Below are 16,704 nucleotides of genomic sequence, written 5' to 3'. Positions count from 1 at the left end.
TATCCTACCGCTCGGCTGCTGCCAAAGCCGGTACTTGGTCGGTCTCGGAGCTCTTCTGCTGGTCACTGTCGCTCTGGTGCTCGAGGCGAACCCAGGAGACAAAGCCCCAAATAACGAAGCATCCGTAGAAGAGGTACAGCGCCGCCGACGGGTAGTAGCCACCCTTGAGCAGCAACGGCACTCCCACGGCGTCAACGGCAATCCAAATTAGCCAGAATTCGTTCCACCCGCGGGCCATACCCCAGGTCGCCAACATCGAACCGACGAAAATCCAGGCATCGGCCCATGTCCCCCACGAGCCCAGCATCTCAAAGATATTGGCACAAATCACAGTGGCGAAGATAGCCACGGTAATCATCCCAATGCGTTCCGATGCCGTCGCCCACCGCGGCTCAATTGCGACCTCGTCACCGCTCTGATTGCGGCTCTTGACCCAGCTGAACCACCCGTAGAGACTGACGACGATAAACATGACCTGACGCCCAGCCTGGCCATAGAGATCAAGATTTTGTGGCGTGTGGAAAACTCCGCCGAGGAAGACGGTAAACAGCAAGGCATTTCCGATAATGCCGACCGGCCAAGCCCATACCTTCCGTTTCATACCTAGGAAGGCACACGCCAGGCCAAAGAGGTTACCGACAATTTCACGAATCAAGATTGGTGCTCCCGCCACACTGAGCTGTGCAGTGAGGAAACCCACCAAAAAATCCGACACGTATTCCACGAATTATTCAACTCCTTCTCTTTCATCCGGACTATGACCGTCGGTTTCGGATTCCAACCGAAATCTGCTTGTCCCCTACCTGACGACCCTTCTGGCCACAGGTAGGGCGCTCGTGGACTTGTCTGCGTCAGCCGCAGCATCACCACCGGTGAGGAATTTCACCTCGCCCTGAGAATGCGAGTTCAACGTTAGCACTGTCGCCTTGCGCGCATGTGCATTTTATTCAATGAGGTTTCAATATGAGGTTCTAATACAGCCCCGACATAATTACGCATCTACAATGCGTAGTATGAGCCAAAAGCCCCGCCAACCACGTCCTCCCCGCCCCGCCCGCCGCTCCCATCACAAGCGCTCCGCTGGCTGGGTTCCGGACCAGCACGGCGCCTGGTTCATGGTCACCATTCCCCCGCTGACCGCTCTCGCCCTCACCCCCACATGGACAGGCCTTGCCGTCACCGCGACCTGGCTGCTCGGCTACTTCGCATTCTTCGCCGTGAGCGTCTGGCTCCGCTCTCGTCGCCAACGCCGCCACCTCGCACCCGCCGCCACGTACACCGCGCTCACTGCCGTCGCCGGCTGCATCACACTGCTTGCCGACGTTTCCCTCCTCACCTGGGTCGCCCTCATTGCCCCTCTTGCCGCTATCGCTATTTGGGAGACCTACCGCCGCCGACCGCGCTCACTTCTCTCTGGTGTCTCCACCGTTCTGGCCGCTAGCCTCATGGTGCCTATCATCGCCGGACCAACCCCGAAAGCTTGGGCAATTGCGGCTATCTACGCTGGATATTTCGTCGGCACCGTGCCCTATGTAAAAACTATGATTCGCAAGCGCGGCAACCGCCAGTGGCTCATTGGCTCGGTCACGTATCACGTTCTCATTACCGCCGTGGCCATCATCGGGTGGCTCCTCCTCCACGACCGGAACCTCATCAGCATCGGTGTGCCCATCGTCGCAATTGGGCTTCTCATCAGGTCTTTTACCATGCCAATCTCCGGCGCTCGCCGCGCTCGGCCGTGGACTCCGAAACAGGTCGGAATTCTCGATGCCTTCTTTGGAGTCGCCGTCGTCCTGGCTGCGTGGTAAAAACGACGGCGGGGACATACTTTGGGGATTTTTGGGGAGGGGATGAAGTCTATGGCTTCCACCAAACACGCAGTCAATCACGCAGTTTCCGTCTCAGACTTGGCCGCTAGCCTGAACTCGCGGCAGGCACCACAGTCGGGCTGGCGCAGCTGGGTTCATAAGGCCACCTGGGGCGCAATTTCACCGCGGGAATCATCGTCGGCACGCAAGCAACGCGAGCTGATAGAGCGGGTGCGACAGCCTATCTACGGTGACTACAACATCGCTGTTATCAGCGTGAAGGGCGGCGTTGGCAAGACGTCGACAACCATGTGCCTGGGCGCCACGCTTGCAAGCCTGCGCAGTGACCGAATCGTCGCAATCGACGCGAATCCGGACTTTGGCACCCTCGGTGCACGCGTCACCGCAGCCAATCCCGCATCTATTCGCGATCTGCTCCGAGCCCCGGATACGGACAAATACGCGCAGGTCCGCGCATATACATCACACACGCCGTCACGGCTGGAGGTTGTCGGCAGCGACCAAAATCCGACATCGACGATCGCGCTTTCCGACGGCGAATACTGCGCGGCCCTCGACATCCTTCGGCGGCATTACAACGTGAGTCTGACTGACTGCGGTACCGGCCTGACGCAGCCCATCTCCGCTTCGATTCTGTCTGCGGCCAATTGTCTGGTGCTGGTCACCACGCCTGCACTGGACGGCGTGAAAAGTGCCTGGACGACATTGGATTGGCTTTCAGCGCACGGCTTCGAACGGCTGGTCTCTACCACTGTCGTGGTGGTCAACGAGCTAAATAAACAGGGACTGTCCACAGAGACCGTACACGAGTTATTTGCCCAGCGCTGCCGCGCAGTACAGGTCATCCCCTATGATCCGCATATCGCGAATGGTGCCAATATCGAGCTGGACAATCTCCAGCCCGCCACCACCCAGAGTTATCTCGAATTAGCGGCCATGATTGCCGATGATTTCGCGCCGACGACTGGCCGCCACAGCTTTGTCTAACGCATAGCCAGCTAACGAAGGTGCTGTCGAATCTCTTCGACATCAACTTCCTGCACGGTAGCGGGCTTAAAGGCGGCGTCGCGGTCCTTATCCACCAACACTGCCCGCACGCCTTCGGCAAAATTGGGGTGCTGACGCATGTAAGCGCCAAGCTTCATTTCCCGGTCTAGCGCCTCCTGCAAGGTGACCTCGTGGGCCGAGTTAGCCGCATAGAGTTCCACGGCCGCTACGAGACTTTCCGGGTTGGCGGGTGCCAGCAGGTCGCGAAAAGTCTCCACTGCTGACGATGCACAGGAGCCCGCCTCAGCGGCTTCGTTGAGAGCACGCTCAATCTCCAACCAGCTATCAGCGCCGAAGCAGGCCTCGATGCAATCGCTCCACTCGGCCAGCTGCGGCTCACCGAGCAGCTCACGAGCCTCAGCCGAGTCCACATCGAGCGCATACTCCGCAAGCGCCGAATCAATTCCGTCTCGGTCCAGTGCCGCGACGAACTCGTCCAGTTGCGCGGATGGCACCGCATGCGTTGCCCATCCAGCCCACAGCATGTCCGCCGCAGTTAGGCGGTAACCGGTCAGTCCTGCAAACCGAGCAATCGCGGGCGAGGGCCCTCCTAACCGCGTGTTCACATGCTGCGAAAAATAGGTAATGCCCACATCGGGAACAAAGCCGATTGCCATTTCTGGCATGGAGGCGCTGGCTCGCTCAGTCACGATTCGGTGGGAGCCGTGCATGGAAACTCCCAGGCCACCACCCATAGCGATGCCATCAATAATCGCGATATATGGTTTGGACTGCGCAAATTCCGCAATCATCGCGTTCATCTCGTACTCGTCCCGGAAGAACTTCTCCCCCTGCTCCGGAACACCATCGAGCACAGCCTGCCGAACTGCGCGCACATCACCACCGGCACAAAACGCCTTGGGGTGACCGGATGAAACAACAATGTGGTCCACCGAGTCGTCGTCACGCCATGCGCGGAGCCCCTCGACGACCTCGGTGACCATATCCAAATCGAGCGAATTAAGTGCCTTCGGCCTATTCAGCCGAAGGTGACCAGATCGCCCGTGGACTTCTCGCAGCACCTTTGGCTCATTGACCTCGGTGCGTGCAGTGCCAGAACCGTTATCAGTAGCAGTCATGTCACCCAGTGTGACACAGATAACTATCTATGGAAAGGCTCTGGCTTGATGGAACGACTGACCGCGGCGAGAACTGCCTAAACAAAGAAGCTACTTCTTCTTGCTCTTCTTGCCCTTCTTGTCCTTCTTGTGCTTCTTGCCCTTCTTATCGGACTTGCCTGCACCCTTCACACGGTCAGCTTCGAGCTTCGCGGCAACGTCCGGCACATAGCGGAATTCAGTACGCGGCGGACGCTCGTAGCTCCCCTCAGACTCCGGACGCTCCGGAATTTCCGGAACATCCCGCTGAATGTGCTCGTACGGAATGGTGGTCAGCAGGTGGTTGATGACATTGATACGCGAGCGCTTCTTGTCCTCGGACTCAACCGTGAACCACGGTGCGGACGGGATATCAGTGTGGATGAACATCTCATCCTTAGCGCGGGAGTAGTCCTCCCAGCGAGTGATGGACTCCAGGTCCATCGGCGAGAGCTTCCAGCGGCGCAGCGGATCTTCACGACGGGACTTGAAGCGAGCAACCTGCTCCTCGTCCGACACGGAGAACCAGTATTTGCGCAGGATAATGCCGTCTTCAACCAGCAGACGCTCGAAGATTGGAGCCTGGTGCAGGAAGCGACGGTACTCCTGCGAGGTACAGAAGCCCATGACGCGCTCAACGCCGGCGCGGTTGTACCAGGAGCGGTCGAAAATCACGATTTCGCCGGCAGTCGGCAGCTTTTCGACATAACGCTGGAAGTACCACTGACCCTGCTCACGGCTCGTCGGAGCCGGCAGAGCCTCAATGCGACAGGTACGGGGATTCAGGTACTGCGTGATGCGCTTAATGGCCGACCCCTTGCCGGCGGCGTCACGACCCTCCATCACGATGACAATTCGGGCACCGGTTTCTACCACCCACTGCTGCATTTCGACGAGCTCTGCCTGGAGCTTTTTGAGCTCGGCCTCATAAGCCTTCTTGTCGAGCTTCGGTGGGCGCTGGACGTCGTCATTATTCATAGTCCACAGTTTACCCGGCAGGGCGCGACGACCCTATTCGCCGGGTTTAACCGCGGGGCCTAATAGCTAACCTTTTGCAACCCTAGTCACGTGAGTAAAGACGCAGCGTGACCTGTGCAACAAGCCCAGCAAAGACCATACCGATAACCACCACAATCGGCGCCACTACGCCAATATCGCCGTTGGTCAGCGGCGCCAGGAGCTGTGCCTTGTACAGGTTGCTCAGCGCCGGATCGATGACCGTCGCCTTGCCCAGGAACAGCGCACCGATAGCCAGCACACCACCAATCAGCGACGCAATCACAGCCTCGAGGACGAACGGCGCCTGCGTGAACCAGCGGCTGGCACCGACCATGCGCATAATCTCAACTTCCTTACGACGCGAGAACGCCGCAATCTGCACCATGTTCGCAATCAGGAACACCGCGGCAACGGCCTGCACCGCCGCCAGCAGGAAGGTCGCATTTCGAACCGAGTCCAGGTTCTGAGCTGCAGTACCGATCTCTTCATGCTGGTCAGTAACGTGGTCGACCTGTGGCAGCTCCCGAATCGGATCGAGCGGGCTTACATCGGTCGGATCACTCAGACGCACCATCACGACAGCCGGCAGCGACTCCGGCGTCGCATTTTCCACGAGCACGGGGTCACTGTCCTTGAACATCTCCACGAAGTGGTCAAAGTTTTGCTGACGGTTTCGGAAGGTCACCGAATCAATGCCGTCAGCCTCTTCAAGCTTGCCGACGACCTCAGCACACTCCGGCGATGAGCAAGTTTGATCTTCGGCGGAGATTTGTTCATTCAGCTCAATCTGCACTTCTACGCGATCGAGATAGAGATCCTTCGTGCGGCTGGTCTGCTCAGTAACCAGGATGCCCGTCGCAAGCAGCGCCAACGACACCGCAGTCGTAATAATCATCGCGATGGTCATCGTGATGTTTCGGCCCAAGGAGGAGAAAGCCTCACCGAGGACAAAGCGAGTCTTCATAGGTCAGTAATACCTTTCGAATGAGTTCTTCTACCGATGGACTGTCTGCTAGTTGTTCAGGCCGTAAACACCCGTGGCGTCGTCACGCACGAGACGCCCCAGCTCCAGCTCCAGCACGCGGCGACGCATGGAGTCCACGGCATCGTTGTCGTGAGTCGACACAATAACGGTCGTGCCCATGCGATTGATGCGGTCAAGCAAGAGCATGATGTCACCGGAGGTGCTTGGGTCGAGGTTGCCGGTGGGCTCGTCGGCAAGCAAGATGAGCGGGCGGTTGACGAAGGCGCGAGCGATGGCGACGCGCTGCTGCTCACCACCCGACAACTCATGCGGGTAGCGGTTTTCCTTGCCCGAGAGCCCGACCATTTCGAGCGTTTCCGGAACTGCCTTGTCGATTTTCGCCTTCGGCTTGCCAATTACCTGCAATGCGAACGCGACATTTTCGTACACCGTCTTCTTTGGCAGCAGGCGGAAGTCCTGGAAGACGTACCCCACCTTTTGACGCAATTTCGGGATGTTGCGACGAGAAATCTTGGTTAGATCCTGGTCTGCAACTGTCAGTTTTCCTGAATCCACTTTCTCTTCACGCACCATAAGGCGCAGGAAGGTCGACTTACCAGAGCCCGACGGTCCAATGAGAAAGACAAACTCACCTTTATCTATGTGGACTGAAACGTCGTCGAGAGCTGGTCGGCTAGAAGTCGAATAGGACTTGGTAACCCCGTCGAAAGTGATCATAAGTAGACACTCTAATCACTTAAGCCACTCAAGTCACTCTGGAATGCGCGAAACTAGGCGCTGGGATGGCGGGATTGCGGGAACAGGCGGCGTCGAACGCTAACCCCAGAGCGCGACCGCACGAAAGCTCACGACATAGCGGCATTCGAAATTATTTTCCCTAAAAATCTTTAAATCACCCTTTACTTCGCTTATCTGTTCGATTAAAATGGGTCATGAAAGATTAAACACGAGGATTGAAAGCACCAAATAACGTCGCCGAGCTGCTTCAAGCTTGGAAAATTGACACCCAGAGTTAGTCGAAAATACTTTCCCTACCTCTTCCTTATTTCAACATTTCAACGTCCAGGCCTTATCTTTCAGGGGGATTCACCAATGGCCAGCGGGGAACATATACCACGCAAACGCACTTACACTGCGGCGATGGAAGCAACAGCGCCACGCTTTCACCATGAGATTTCTCAAACAGCACCAGCACGTCTTGGAATTGACCGCAATCGAGCTGACTTGAAGCTTGCCCTTGCTTGTGTTCCCTGTTCTTCAACAAAAGATGTCGAAGATTACATCGCCAAAATCGCTCCAGCTCTTGGCATGTCACGTGGGAGAACACTCCAGTACATCGATGTCGGGATGCAACTAGCGCGACTCCCGCGGTTAAAAGAGCTTCTGCTCAAACGCGCACAGCTACCGCTTCCCCACATGCGGGTCATTGCCACGGCCGTCCTCCCCTTGGATGACGCCTCGGCTGTGAGATATTTCGAAGACCATCTCCTTGAGCTGATCACGCCGAGAGTCAATGGTGAAGTTCTTCGCGGAGTTCGGAGCCTTCAACAGAATATTCAGCGACTTGTTGATGAAGTCAGCCCGCTATTGCGCCCGAAGAATGAGTACGACCCGCCGATCACTTCGTTTCAAAAAGGCATCGAGCAAAAAGCTGGCGAATCTATAACGTTCGAGTTAAAGGACAACCTCACTGAAGTCACCATGGAACTAATGCCTGAGCGGGCAATTGAGTTTCAGAAGGTCTTGGAAGAAATCACCGCTGATCAGGACTGCGACTTTGTCGAGGCCTTTTCACATCTTCTGCACGGGACTGCCCAGGTCACCGCCACACTGAATCTGTACTGCCCACTAACCCAAGACAAGCCCCAGGAAGCCTGGATCGGTGGCCTGGGGTGGATCAACAAAATCGCCACTGAATCCTGGCTCGATCGGGTCACTAGCATCCGGCTACTAGCAGACGAGAAAACGGAAAAGTACTCGCCAACAGAGCGACAGCGTACTTACATCCAAGGTAGAGACGGCACCTGTCGCTTTCCCGGATGCGATGTCGATGCGACGAAGTGCGACATCGACCACATTCAGCCGTATAACCACGAGAATCCCGACGAAGGTGGCCAAACCGAGACGCCCAACCTCCATTGCCTATGCCGTCGCCACCACAATCTAAAAACGGCCGGTCTTTGGAATGTCGTGCGCGATATCGACGGCGTGGAGTACTGGACCTCCGCCACTGATCAGAGCGCTGAAAAAGCTGCCCTAATCAGCACAGAATCAGGGCCGCTCTCCGGCCACGGTCGCTACTCCTTCGACCTGCGCAAGACAAAGAAAGCACAGACGCTCAAGGAGTACAACGAGCAGAGGTTGGAAAACCTCCGCGAATCACAGGAGCTGACAAATCAGGCTCGCGAAGAACTGGGAATGAACAAAAACGAGAGAAAATCAGAAGCCGACGAGCCCACCACACCGGAAGCACCGGAAACTCCCGAGACACCGGAAGCACCCGAAGACGAACCGCCCTTCTAGCGCTGCTCCCCTTCGGACTGCTGAGCCATGCGCCAGCGAATACCGGCCTCAATGAAACCGTCGAGGTCACCGTCGAGGACCGACTGCGGGTTGTTGACTTCGTATTCGGTACGCAGATCCTTCACCATCTGGTACGGGTGCAGCACATAGGAGCGCATCTGGTTACCCCACGAGGCATTGCCGCCTGCGCCGAGAGCGTCCAGCTCCGCGCGCTCTTCCTGGCGCTTCTTCTCCAGCAACTTCGCCTGCAGAACACGCATGGCAGATGCCTTGTTCTGGTGCTGCGACTTCTCGTTCTGACAGGTCACCACGATGCCGGTTGGGACGTGCGTAAGTCGGACCGCGGAGTCCGTGGTGTTCACCGACTGCCCACCTGGGCCGGAGGAGCGGTAGACGTCGATACGCAAATCTGACTCGGGGATGTCGATGTGATCCGTTTCCTCCACAACCGGCAGCACCTCAACCTCAGCGAAGGAAGTCTGGCGGCGCCCCTGGTTGTCGAAAGGACTAATACGAACCAGACGGTGCGCACCCTGCTCGACCGAGAGGGTGCCGTACATGTACTCGCCATGGACGACGAAAGTAGCGGACTTAATACCGGCCTCTTCAGCGTAGGACGTGTCGTAAACCTCGACCTTATGCCCATGCTTGTCGGCCCAGCGCAGGTACATGCGCATGAGCATCTCGGCCCAGTCAGCGGCATCCACGCCACCGGCACCGGAGCGGATGTTAATGACCGCCTCGCGCTCGTCGTAAGGCCCCGAAAGCATCGTCGTGACCTCGAGGGATTCGATGTCGGCACGCAGCTCAGCGCGTTCGGCATCGGCCATCTCGACGGCGTCGGGGTCGCCCTCCTCTTCCGCGAGTTCGTACATCACGGAGAGATCGTCGAGGCGCCCGCGCAGCGAGTCGATCTTTTTCTTCTTCGCCTGCGCCTGCGACAGTGCGCTGGTGACCTGCTGCGCGTAGTCGGGGTCGTCCCACAGCGACGGGTCGGCGGCCTGGGCTTCCAACTCCCTGATCCGGTCGGAAAGCTCGTCGACATCGACCACCTTCTCAATGGTGGTCAGCGTCGCGTCGAGTTCTTTGAGGTCAGCATTCAGATCCGGGTTCACGGGTACTACCTTAGCTATACCGCCTGTTTCGTTGCACAATAGGACGTATGTCTGAATCCACCGCCAGCCAAGATTCCAGCCAAGACCTAGAACTCTTTCTCTCCCAAGTATCCGAGTCGATTGTGGCATCGGATACCAGCGTTGCGGTTGCCATCGTGAAGCGTGCCGCTACCATTGCCGCTCGTATGCGCGACGAAGGCCTGGTCACGGAGTACAAGACATCGATTTCCGACGTCGTCACCGCGGCCGACCGCGCAGCGGAGAAATTCGTCGTCGAGGCTTTGGCCGCGCTCCGCCCGGAGGACGGCATTCTTGGCGAGGAAGGGTCAGCGAAGGAGTCCCAGTCTGGTCGCACGTGGGTGATCGATCCTGTCGATGGCACCTACAACTTCACCACTGGTTCGGACTACTGGTGCAGCGCATTGGCGCTGGTTATGGGCGATGCGAACAATCCGGATGAGGTCGTCCTCGGCGCGGTGCACCGCCCGGCAACGGGCGAGAGCTGGATTGGTGGCCCCAATCTCCCGACCACTCGCATCAACCTCGATGGCACTGTTGATGACCTCCGGGTCACTGACCGCCCCCTCTCGGAAGTCTGCGCAGCGACCTACCTCCACACCACGGTGGTGAGCTCGAGCGAGGAATCCGAGGTCACCGCCACAAAGTCCTGGTTGGATGCGGTGTCCCGCAGCGCTACCTGGCGCATGCTGGGCTCGGCGTCGGTAGATATGGCAGGCGTGGCCGACGGCCGCATCGGCGTGTGGTTCCAGCGCGACGTCGCAGCCTGGGACTGGCTGCCTGGGTATGCGCTTATCTCGGGCGCAGGCGGCGAATGCACGTCGGTGGGGCGCTGGAAGCTCGCGGGCTCGAGTGGCCAGGTCGCAGAGTTACGTGAGGTTCTGCGCTAGAATTTCGGCCATGACCACCTCTTACTCCGAAGATCTCGCCCTCGCACTCTCGCTTGCCGACGCAGCCGACGAGCTCACGATGTCCCGCTTCGAGGCGGCCAATCTAATCGTCGAGTCCAAGCCCGACCTGACACCGGTCTCCGATGCCGATATCGCGTGCGAAAAACTGCTCCGCGAGATTCTGTCGGACAAGCGCCCGAGCGATGAAGTTCTCGGCGAAGAATTCGGTGGCGAAGCTGTGTTTGAGGGGCGCCAGTGGGTCATCGACCCCATCGACGGCACTAAGAACTTCGTGCGTAATGTCCCGGTCTGGGCCACCTTGATTGCCCTGCTGGAGGACGGCAAGCCGGTTGTCGGCGTAGTCTCTGCCCCAGCACTGGGCCGTCGCTGGTGGGCATCCGAGGGCGACGGCGCATTCAAGCGCACCCACGTCGATGGCCGGGAAGCCACCGAGCGCCGCATTGAGGTCTCGAAGGTGGCAGACATCGCGGACTGCTCAATTTCCAACTCTTCGCTCACCGGCTGGGCTGAGCGCGACCTACGCGACAACTTCATCGGGCTTACCGATGACGCCTGGCGACTGCGTGGCTATGGCGACTTCTTCTCCTACTGCCTGGTAGCCGAGGGTGCGGTCGATGTCGCCGCAGAGCCGGAGGTTTCCCTGTGGGACCTGGCAGCGCTTGCGATCCTGGTGGAGGAAGCTGGCGGCCACTTCACTTCCCTAGTGGGAGTCGACGGGCCGCACGGCGGGGACGCAGTTGCGACGAATGGGGTGCTTCACGACGCCGTCGTCAAGCGCCTGGGCGGGTAAACAGGGTTTTCCAACCTATCGCAATTTGCGACGAGCGGCTCACTATCTCCCGTCCGCGTGACCGATATCCAGGATACGTCGCAGCTCAGCAAATACCTCAGGGCGTACCTCATGGGTTACCACCCGTCCACTCTTAGACCTAGTTAGCAGCCCGGCATCCGCCATGGTCTTTAAATGATGCGACACCGTCGGCTGACTAAGCCCAGAAACAGCGGCCAGCTCCCCTACGGTCATCGGACTACAGCCAGCGGCAGCGAGCTGAGACAAAATTTGCAGGCGCGCCGGTTGCGCCAGCGCTTTGAAGAGCGTTGCCGCAGCCTGCGCTTCCGCCGCGTCGAGAGGCCGACCGCCAAGTGCACAGCATTCTGAGATTTCGTCCATACCCGTTGAGGCTACACGGCCTCCCCTCTAAATATATTGACAATCATCGATATATTGATTACACCGGAAACTATGACACAGACTACAAAGTCACTCAGCTTCCTAGACCGCTTCTTGCCGCTATGGATTGCAGCTGCAATGGCAATTGGCCTCATTCTGGGCAAAATTGCACCGTCACTTGTGAACTGGCTGGCAGAGGCAAAAATTACGACAATTTCCGTACCAATCGCCATCGGATTGCTGGTCATGATGTACCCACCGCTCGCAAAGGTTCGATACGACAAAACGGGCAAAATTTTGACATCAAGGAAGCTGATGGGCATCACAGTCTTCCTCAATTGGATTCTCGGCCCCGCACTGATGTTCACCCTTGCCTGGATATTCCTCAGTGATAGTCCAGAACTGCGCACTGGCGTGATCATCGTCGGTCTCGCCCGCTGCATTGCAATGGTTTTGGTCTGGAACGACCTATCTTGCGGCGATACTGAAGTCGCTGCCGTATTGGTGGCCGTCAACTCGCTATTTCAAATTTTCATGTTCGGCGCTCTAGGGTGGTTCTACCTGCAGATTCTGCCCTCCTGGTTGGGACTGGAAACCACTTCCGCCACCTTTTCTTTTTGGGCAATCGCACTATCTGTAGTGGTATTCCTCGGTATTCCGCTTCTGGCTGGCGCGGCATCACGCATAATTGGTGAACGCACCCGTGGTCGCGACTGGTATGAAAATGAGTACTTGCCCAAAATCTCACCATTGGCACTTGCCGGCCTTCTATACACAATCGTGTTGCTCTTTGCGCTTCAGTCACAGCAGATTCTTGAGAATCCCTGGACCGTTGCGAAAGTGGCACTACCACTAGTGATCTACTTCCTCGCCATGTTCGCGATCGCTCTCACTTCGGCCAAGGCCGCGGGCATGAACTACGCAACCTCCGCATCGATTGCCTTTACGGCCGCCGGAAATAACTTCGAGTTGGCAATTGCGGTTGCGATTGGCACCTTCGGCCCATTGTCCCAGCAAGCACTTGCGGGAACGATTGGACCACTTATTGAAGTACCCGTACTCGTTGCACTTGTCTACGTCACCCGCTGGCTCGGGCCGCGCCTTTTCCCTAATGACCTTTCCGTACCGGACAAACTATAGAAAAAGGATTCTGAAATGAAGGAAATCCCGAAGGTACTTTTCATCTGCGTGGCAAATGCCGGTAAATCCCAGATGGCCGAGGCCATTGCGCGTGCAAAATATGCCACGCAGTTCATCGCCCTTTCAGCAGGAACGAACCCCAAAACTACTACCAATGCGCTTGCAGCCAAATCAGTTGCAGAAATCGGCACCTCTATGGACAGTGCATCACCAAAGCCCATTGCCCCCACGATTCTCCGGACTGCAGATCGTGTTGTCATCATCGGCGATGCCGCTCATGTAGAGCTCCCCTCGGACGCTCAAGGCTCACTCGAGCGTTGGCTTACTGACGAGCCCTCAAAACGAGGCATCGACGGAAAAGAACGCATGGACCTGATTCGCGATGACCTCGAGCGCCGTATCGACGAGTTAGCTGTCGAACTCCGTTCCACTAAGAATCCCTAAGCGGCAGAATCCAACAAAAGCCGCCTTATCGCCAGCGTAAGCCACACGACTGCGCCGACGCCTGCGATGAGACCGAGGAGCAGGAACATCAGGCCGACTGCCCAGAGCCCGGTGGTGTCGTCGGTGCCGGCAATGATGCTCCAGCACAGGGCGTAGCCGGCGACGGCAGCCCACCAGGTGGGCAGCAGGTTCAGAGTTGGGGCGGGCACGCGCATCATGGCAGAGGCAGTGAGGATGACCATCGCAAAGCCGCTGCAGAAAACCTGCCACGGCGAGTAGTCGTATTCGCCCTCAAGTGTCCACGCGAGCGTACAAAAGCAGATTAGGAATGCTGCGACAAAGACGAAAATCGTGTGCCCAAATGCGATACGCTCGCCGTATTTTTTGGCCAACCATGCGGCACCCACCCATGCGAGAGCGGTGGGGATGGCAATGATTAATAGGTACGCGAGGAAGACGCCTGGCACCTCTGCCCAGGTGAAACTCGTCAGCATCGATGTCATGCCACCAGGTTACGCCTGCCTCTTAGCTTTTTGAGCGCGCTAGTTTCCCAGTAAAAACACAGACGAAACACCATGATTTACACATAGTCACTTAATGTATTGTCAGGTTCGGTTGCTACAACTAAAAAGTCGTTTTCAATACGCCGTTTGTAGAGAGTGCTTTTTACCAAAGAGCACCTCCCTATAAGTTGTAGTAAAGGAGAAATCCGGGGTGAATAAACCTACCCGAATTGTGGGGCTCGATATAGCGCGCTCACTCGCCATCATCGGCATGATCATTGTCCATATGGCCTCACTACTTTGGAGCACAAAGGTTGTGCTCTCTGGCCTACCCTCATCACTGTTCGCCATTATCGCCGGCGCCACAATGATGATTATCGGCCGCAATTACAGCAGCACTACCTTCTTGCGCCTGATCACTCGCGGTGCCCTGATCATTCTCATCGGCCTGGCGCTATTGCCGGTGGGTGGAGAAATTCAGGTGGTCCTCGTCATCATGGGCCTGGTCATGATGCTGGTTTCCTGGATGCCAGCGCTCGGAACCTGGTGGCGAGTCGGCTTCTTCATCGCCGCCACCATCGCCGCCACAATTAAGTACGCGCCTATGACGCTGCCGCAGATCTATCCGCTACTCGCGTGGATCGCATATTTCATCGGCGGCATGCTGCTTTACGACGTCTACCTACGCCGTCGCCTGCAAGACACTTCCACCTCTGAGAACAGCGCCAATGCTCGGTTGAGCTGGATTGTCACCGCTGTCAGTGCTGTCATCACGGCCGTCGGCATGTACTTCCGATTTGATCCCGAGATTGCTGGCTGGCTCCGTTTTACCGGACACACTGGCGTCTTCGGAGAAATCATTCTCTCCGTCGCAGTTGCCGCCATTGTCCTGCACTTGTGCCTTTTCATAGGCGATCGCTTCCCAGCTGTGGTTTACCCATTCGCGGCTATGGGAACAATGTCGCTGACAATCTACATCCTGCACGTTCTCACCGCGTTTTATTGGCAGCAGAATGTTGCATTGCATTCCACGTTGTCTGCAGCAGGTTTCATCGTATTCTTCCTCGTCATCGCTAGCCTCTGGAAGAAATTTGTCGGACAGGGCCCTGCCGAAAAACTCGTTGCCACCGCAATCAAGGGCATTGTTCCTTCTGGGAAAGGGAAATAACCGTGAAGAAAACATCTTTTTCCATCGCAGCAATTGTTAGCAGCACCCTGCTTCTATCTGCGACTCCAGCTCTTGCATTGGAAAACGGCGAACCCGCACCCGCCAATGCTGAAAGCAGTTCTGTGGCCGCGCTAAAGATTGGCAAAATCGGTAATTTCGGTGACTGCACCGGCACGCTGGTTGCCGACCAGTGGGTGCTCACCGCACGCCACTGCCTGGAGTCTGTGAACAACGAAGGGACCCAGGCCCGCATCGGTGGAAAGGTCTACGATGCCGATTCTTGGGCGCTTTCTCCAATGTCTGATGCGGGATTGCTTCACCTGACCGAAAAGGTCACCGACGCAACCCCGGCGAAGGTCTCCCGCGATATCCCCACACCTGGACAGACGGGAACTCTCTACGGCTGGAGCAGCAGCTCGTCCATGGCACGATCCGGGCAGCTTCCGATGACCAAGATGGTCGTCAATGAGCTGCTGGGAGGAGGCCCCACTGAAGGAACCCCAGGTGAGGCTGCGCCTGGTGGTGCTGTTCCGGGTGACGCTACTCCAGGCGAAGCTGTTCCGGGCGATGCCATGGAATCAATGGAGATGCAGCCAGGCGGAGCAATGCCGGGTGCAGTTAAGCCGGATGTAGTAAAGCCAGATGACTCCAAAACCGAGTCGATCCCCGCAGGAACGGAAAGCATCCCAGCCGACGCTGCCATGATGCCAATGATTCAAAGCGCCATCCTGGACGCACATTCCGTCTCTGGCGCGGGTATGCAGGGCGGTGACTCCGGCGGCCCGTTCTTCGTCGACGGCAAGCTCGCGGGCCTGGCTACTGCCGGAACCTCCAATGGCGATCCTGACCTACCCTCCCCCAGCGCAGCTATCACCACCCTCGCTGGCACGGCTGACTGGATCGATGACATCACCTCTGGCCGAGACACAGAAAGCGTGCTGACCGCGGAGAACACTCCTGCTCCGCCAAAGACCATTCAGACCAGCGCCGATCACATGTGGGGTTACCTCGCCATCGCGTGCGTTGGCCTGGTTGTCGCAGCAGCCTGGCCGCGCATTAGGAATGGCCGACAGTAGAACCGTCTAACCACAACCACAAGCCGCCTCCCCGGAAAGTACTGGGTAGGCGGCTTTTATCGTGCATGCGAGGAACTTAATCGTGACCGAAGCCACAAAATCTCTCGGTAACTGACGTACAATCGTGAGGTAATCCTATGGTTTTATTCCAATTTTTCTAAGAATCGACGATTCGGTGGGGTCGCACCTATCGGTGGCCTGGCTCTGTTGATTCCGCCAATGATCTGGCTGAAAAAATCGAAAGCCAAGACTTCGTAGAGTTCTTTATGAAGGGGCGAAAAAAGGAACGAGTCACTCCACATCCGCCCACATTTCGAGCCCACCGTGGGAGTCCAAGCCTGTCTGGCAGCTGTCTGCCAGCTGTCTGCCCACCGTTTTGCCAGTATTGCGCTCACTTATCGATGCATGATTCACCCATCGATGCGCTCCAGCGTATCCATAAGTGAATAACTCATCGATATGTGAAACCGAAAGCTAGCAGCGCGTACATGAGCTGAGGCAAATCGACCAGAATCAACCCAGCAACTCCTCAAGCTAAGTACCTTCAGGCCGACTAATCGAGCAGCGCCTCACGCTGCATTTTGGGGTTAAGGGTCAAAAAGTGTGTCCGGAATCGCGGATTTTCACGGATTGACCTGTAGGTTTCCGGAAAGTATATGCTCCGGAAGCATATATCTA

The 16,704-nt window shown here is 57.2% G+C and carries 17 protein-coding genes and 1 riboswitch; of the genes, 9 read left to right on the top strand and 8 right to left on the bottom strand.

Going from position 1 to position 16,704, the window contains the following annotated elements; all coding sequences use genetic code 11:
* Positions 1-4 precede the first annotated feature (4 nt).
* Positions 5-715, bottom strand: a complete 711-nt coding sequence (gene pnuC, locus AB1Z34_RS06460; protein ID WP_367158117.1) for a nicotinamide riboside transporter PnuC — start codon at positions 713-715, stop codon at positions 5-7.
* A 19-nt stretch (positions 716-734) separates the two neighbouring features.
* Positions 735-904: riboswitch (FMN riboswitch) on the bottom strand.
* A 109-nt stretch (positions 905-1,013) separates the two neighbouring features.
* Here pnuC and AB1Z34_RS06455 point away from each other — a divergent pair.
* Together AB1Z34_RS06455 and AB1Z34_RS06450 are read left to right on the top strand one after the other, a co-directional pair.
* Complete coding sequence (locus AB1Z34_RS06455; RefSeq protein WP_065419938.1) at positions 1,014-1,808, top strand: YwiC-like family protein; 795 nt, start codon at positions 1,014-1,016, stop codon at positions 1,806-1,808.
* A 51-nt stretch (positions 1,809-1,859) separates the two neighbouring features.
* Positions 1,860-2,816 carry a MinD/ParA family protein gene (locus AB1Z34_RS06450; RefSeq protein WP_246817603.1) on the top strand — a complete coding sequence of 319 codons (957 nt, stop codon included), beginning with the start codon at positions 1,860-1,862 and terminating at the stop codon, positions 2,814-2,816.
* 11 nt (positions 2,817-2,827) lie between these two features.
* On the opposite strand, the gene AB1Z34_RS06445 is transcribed toward AB1Z34_RS06450, so the two are convergent.
* The 4 genes from AB1Z34_RS06445 to ftsE form a co-directional block, all read right to left on the bottom strand.
* Positions 2,828-3,955 carry an enoyl-CoA hydratase/isomerase family protein gene (locus tag AB1Z34_RS06445; protein WP_258225385.1) on the bottom strand — a complete coding sequence of 376 codons (1,128 nt, stop codon included), beginning with the start codon at positions 3,953-3,955 and terminating at the stop codon, positions 2,828-2,830.
* A gap of 90 nt (positions 3,956-4,045) precedes the next feature.
* Entirely contained in the window at positions 4,046-4,951 is a 906-nt protein-coding gene (gene ppk2 / locus AB1Z34_RS06440; RefSeq protein WP_070855939.1) for a polyphosphate kinase 2, read from the bottom strand.
* A gap of 82 nt (positions 4,952-5,033) precedes the next feature.
* Entirely contained in the window at positions 5,034-5,936 is a 903-nt protein-coding gene (gene ftsX / locus AB1Z34_RS06435) for a permease-like cell division protein FtsX (protein WP_048733903.1), read from the bottom strand.
* A gap of 48 nt (positions 5,937-5,984) precedes the next feature.
* Positions 5,985-6,674 carry a cell division ATP-binding protein FtsE gene (gene ftsE / locus AB1Z34_RS06430; protein ID WP_016423233.1) on the bottom strand — a complete coding sequence of 230 codons (690 nt, stop codon included), beginning with the start codon at positions 6,672-6,674 and terminating at the stop codon, positions 5,985-5,987.
* Positions 6,675-7,097: 423 nt separating this feature from the next.
* Between ftsE and AB1Z34_RS06425 the strand changes: the two genes are divergently transcribed.
* Positions 7,098-8,480: an HNH endonuclease signature motif containing protein gene (locus AB1Z34_RS06425; protein ID WP_367158089.1), complete on the top strand. Its 1,383-nt coding sequence runs from the start codon at positions 7,098-7,100 to the stop codon at positions 8,478-8,480.
* Here the strand turns inward: AB1Z34_RS06425 and prfB are convergent.
* Positions 8,477-9,595 carry a peptide chain release factor 2 gene (prfB, locus tag AB1Z34_RS06420; protein ID WP_076773196.1) on the bottom strand — a complete coding sequence of 373 codons (1,119 nt, stop codon included), beginning with the start codon at positions 9,593-9,595 and terminating at the stop codon, positions 8,477-8,479. The two genes, AB1Z34_RS06425 and prfB, sit on opposite strands and share 4 nt — an antisense overlap.
* Before the next feature lie 47 nt (positions 9,596-9,642).
* Here prfB and AB1Z34_RS06415 point away from each other — a divergent pair, with 47 nt between their 5' ends.
* Together AB1Z34_RS06415 and hisN are read left to right on the top strand one after the other, a co-directional pair.
* Positions 9,643-10,503, top strand: a complete 861-nt coding sequence (locus tag AB1Z34_RS06415) for an inositol monophosphatase (RefSeq protein WP_016423236.1) — start codon at positions 9,643-9,645, stop codon at positions 10,501-10,503.
* Positions 10,504-10,513: 10 nt separating this feature from the next.
* Positions 10,514-11,314 (top strand): histidinol-phosphatase, encoded by an 801-nt coding sequence (gene hisN, locus AB1Z34_RS06410; protein WP_187400397.1) that lies wholly within the window; start codon positions 10,514-10,516, stop codon positions 11,312-11,314.
* 42 nt (positions 11,315-11,356) lie between these two features.
* Here the strand turns inward: hisN and AB1Z34_RS06405 are convergent, their stop codons facing one another.
* Complete coding sequence (locus AB1Z34_RS06405; RefSeq protein ID WP_016423238.1) at positions 11,357-11,695, bottom strand: helix-turn-helix transcriptional regulator; 339 nt, start codon at positions 11,693-11,695, stop codon at positions 11,357-11,359.
* 72 nt (positions 11,696-11,767) lie between these two features.
* On the opposite strand from AB1Z34_RS06405, the gene arsB reads away from it, so the two are divergent.
* Complete coding sequence (arsB, locus tag AB1Z34_RS06400) at positions 11,768-12,835, top strand: ACR3 family arsenite efflux transporter (protein ID WP_049172185.1); 1,068 nt, start codon at positions 11,768-11,770, stop codon at positions 12,833-12,835.
* Between the two features lie 15 nt (positions 12,836-12,850).
* Complete coding sequence (locus AB1Z34_RS06395) at positions 12,851-13,279, top strand: low molecular weight phosphatase family protein (RefSeq protein ID WP_367158088.1); 429 nt, start codon at positions 12,851-12,853, stop codon at positions 13,277-13,279.
* Here the strand turns inward: AB1Z34_RS06395 and AB1Z34_RS06390 are convergent.
* Complete coding sequence (locus AB1Z34_RS06390) at positions 13,276-13,782, bottom strand: hypothetical protein (protein WP_048733884.1); 507 nt, start codon at positions 13,780-13,782, stop codon at positions 13,276-13,278. The genes AB1Z34_RS06395 and AB1Z34_RS06390 overlap by 4 nt on opposite strands.
* Positions 13,783-13,993: 211 nt before the next feature.
* Between AB1Z34_RS06390 and AB1Z34_RS06385 the strand changes: the two genes are divergently transcribed.
* Positions 13,994-14,950: a DUF418 domain-containing protein gene (locus AB1Z34_RS06385; protein ID WP_069359292.1), complete on the top strand. Its 957-nt coding sequence runs from the start codon at positions 13,994-13,996 to the stop codon at positions 14,948-14,950.
* A gap of 2 nt (positions 14,951-14,952) precedes the next feature.
* Positions 14,953-16,026 (top strand): trypsin-like serine protease, encoded by a 1,074-nt coding sequence (locus AB1Z34_RS06380; protein WP_101687433.1) that lies wholly within the window; start codon positions 14,953-14,955, stop codon positions 16,024-16,026.
* The last annotated feature ends 678 nt before the right edge of the window (positions 16,027-16,704 follow it).

Source organism: Corynebacterium sp. 045007 (assembly GCF_040743205.1).
In the GTDB taxonomy this organism is placed as follows: domain Bacteria; phylum Actinomycetota; class Actinomycetes; order Mycobacteriales; family Mycobacteriaceae; genus Corynebacterium; species Corynebacterium jeikeium_D.
The sequence above is the reverse complement of the archived record's forward strand: the minus strand, read 5'-3'. Positions and strand labels throughout refer to the sequence as shown.

Coding starts and splice junctions, on each gene's coding strand:
- AB1Z34_RS06455 (WP_065419938.1), top strand. CDS start 1,014: ATGAGCCAAAAGCCCCGCCAACCACGTCCTCCCCGCCCCGCCCGCCGC.
- AB1Z34_RS06450 (WP_246817603.1), top strand. CDS start 1,860: ATGGCTTCCACCAAACACGCAGTCAATCACGCAGTTTCCGTCTCAGAC.
- AB1Z34_RS06445 (WP_258225385.1), bottom strand. CDS start 3,955: ATGACTGCTACTGATAACGGTTCTGGCACTGCACGCACCGAGGTCAAT.
- ppk2 (WP_070855939.1), bottom strand. CDS start 4,951: ATGAATAATGACGACGTCCAGCGCCCACCGAAGCTCGACAAGAAGGCT.
- ftsX (WP_048733903.1), bottom strand. CDS start 5,936: ATGAAGACTCGCTTTGTCCTCGGTGAGGCTTTCTCCTCCTTGGGCCGA.
- ftsE (WP_016423233.1), bottom strand. CDS start 6,674: ATGATCACTTTCGACGGGGTTACCAAGTCCTATTCGACTTCTAGCCGA.
- AB1Z34_RS06425 (WP_367158089.1), top strand. CDS start 7,098: ATGGAAGCAACAGCGCCACGCTTTCACCATGAGATTTCTCAAACAGCA.
- AB1Z34_RS06415 (WP_016423236.1), top strand. CDS start 9,643: ATGTCTGAATCCACCGCCAGCCAAGATTCCAGCCAAGACCTAGAACTC.
- hisN (WP_187400397.1), top strand. CDS start 10,514: ATGACCACCTCTTACTCCGAAGATCTCGCCCTCGCACTCTCGCTTGCC.
- AB1Z34_RS06405 (WP_016423238.1), bottom strand. CDS start 11,695: ATGGACGAAATCTCAGAATGCTGTGCACTTGGCGGTCGGCCTCTCGAC.
- arsB (WP_049172185.1), top strand. CDS start 11,768: ATGACACAGACTACAAAGTCACTCAGCTTCCTAGACCGCTTCTTGCCG.
- AB1Z34_RS06395 (WP_367158088.1), top strand. CDS start 12,851: ATGAAGGAAATCCCGAAGGTACTTTTCATCTGCGTGGCAAATGCCGGT.
- AB1Z34_RS06390 (WP_048733884.1), bottom strand. CDS start 13,782: ATGACATCGATGCTGACGAGTTTCACCTGGGCAGAGGTGCCAGGCGTC.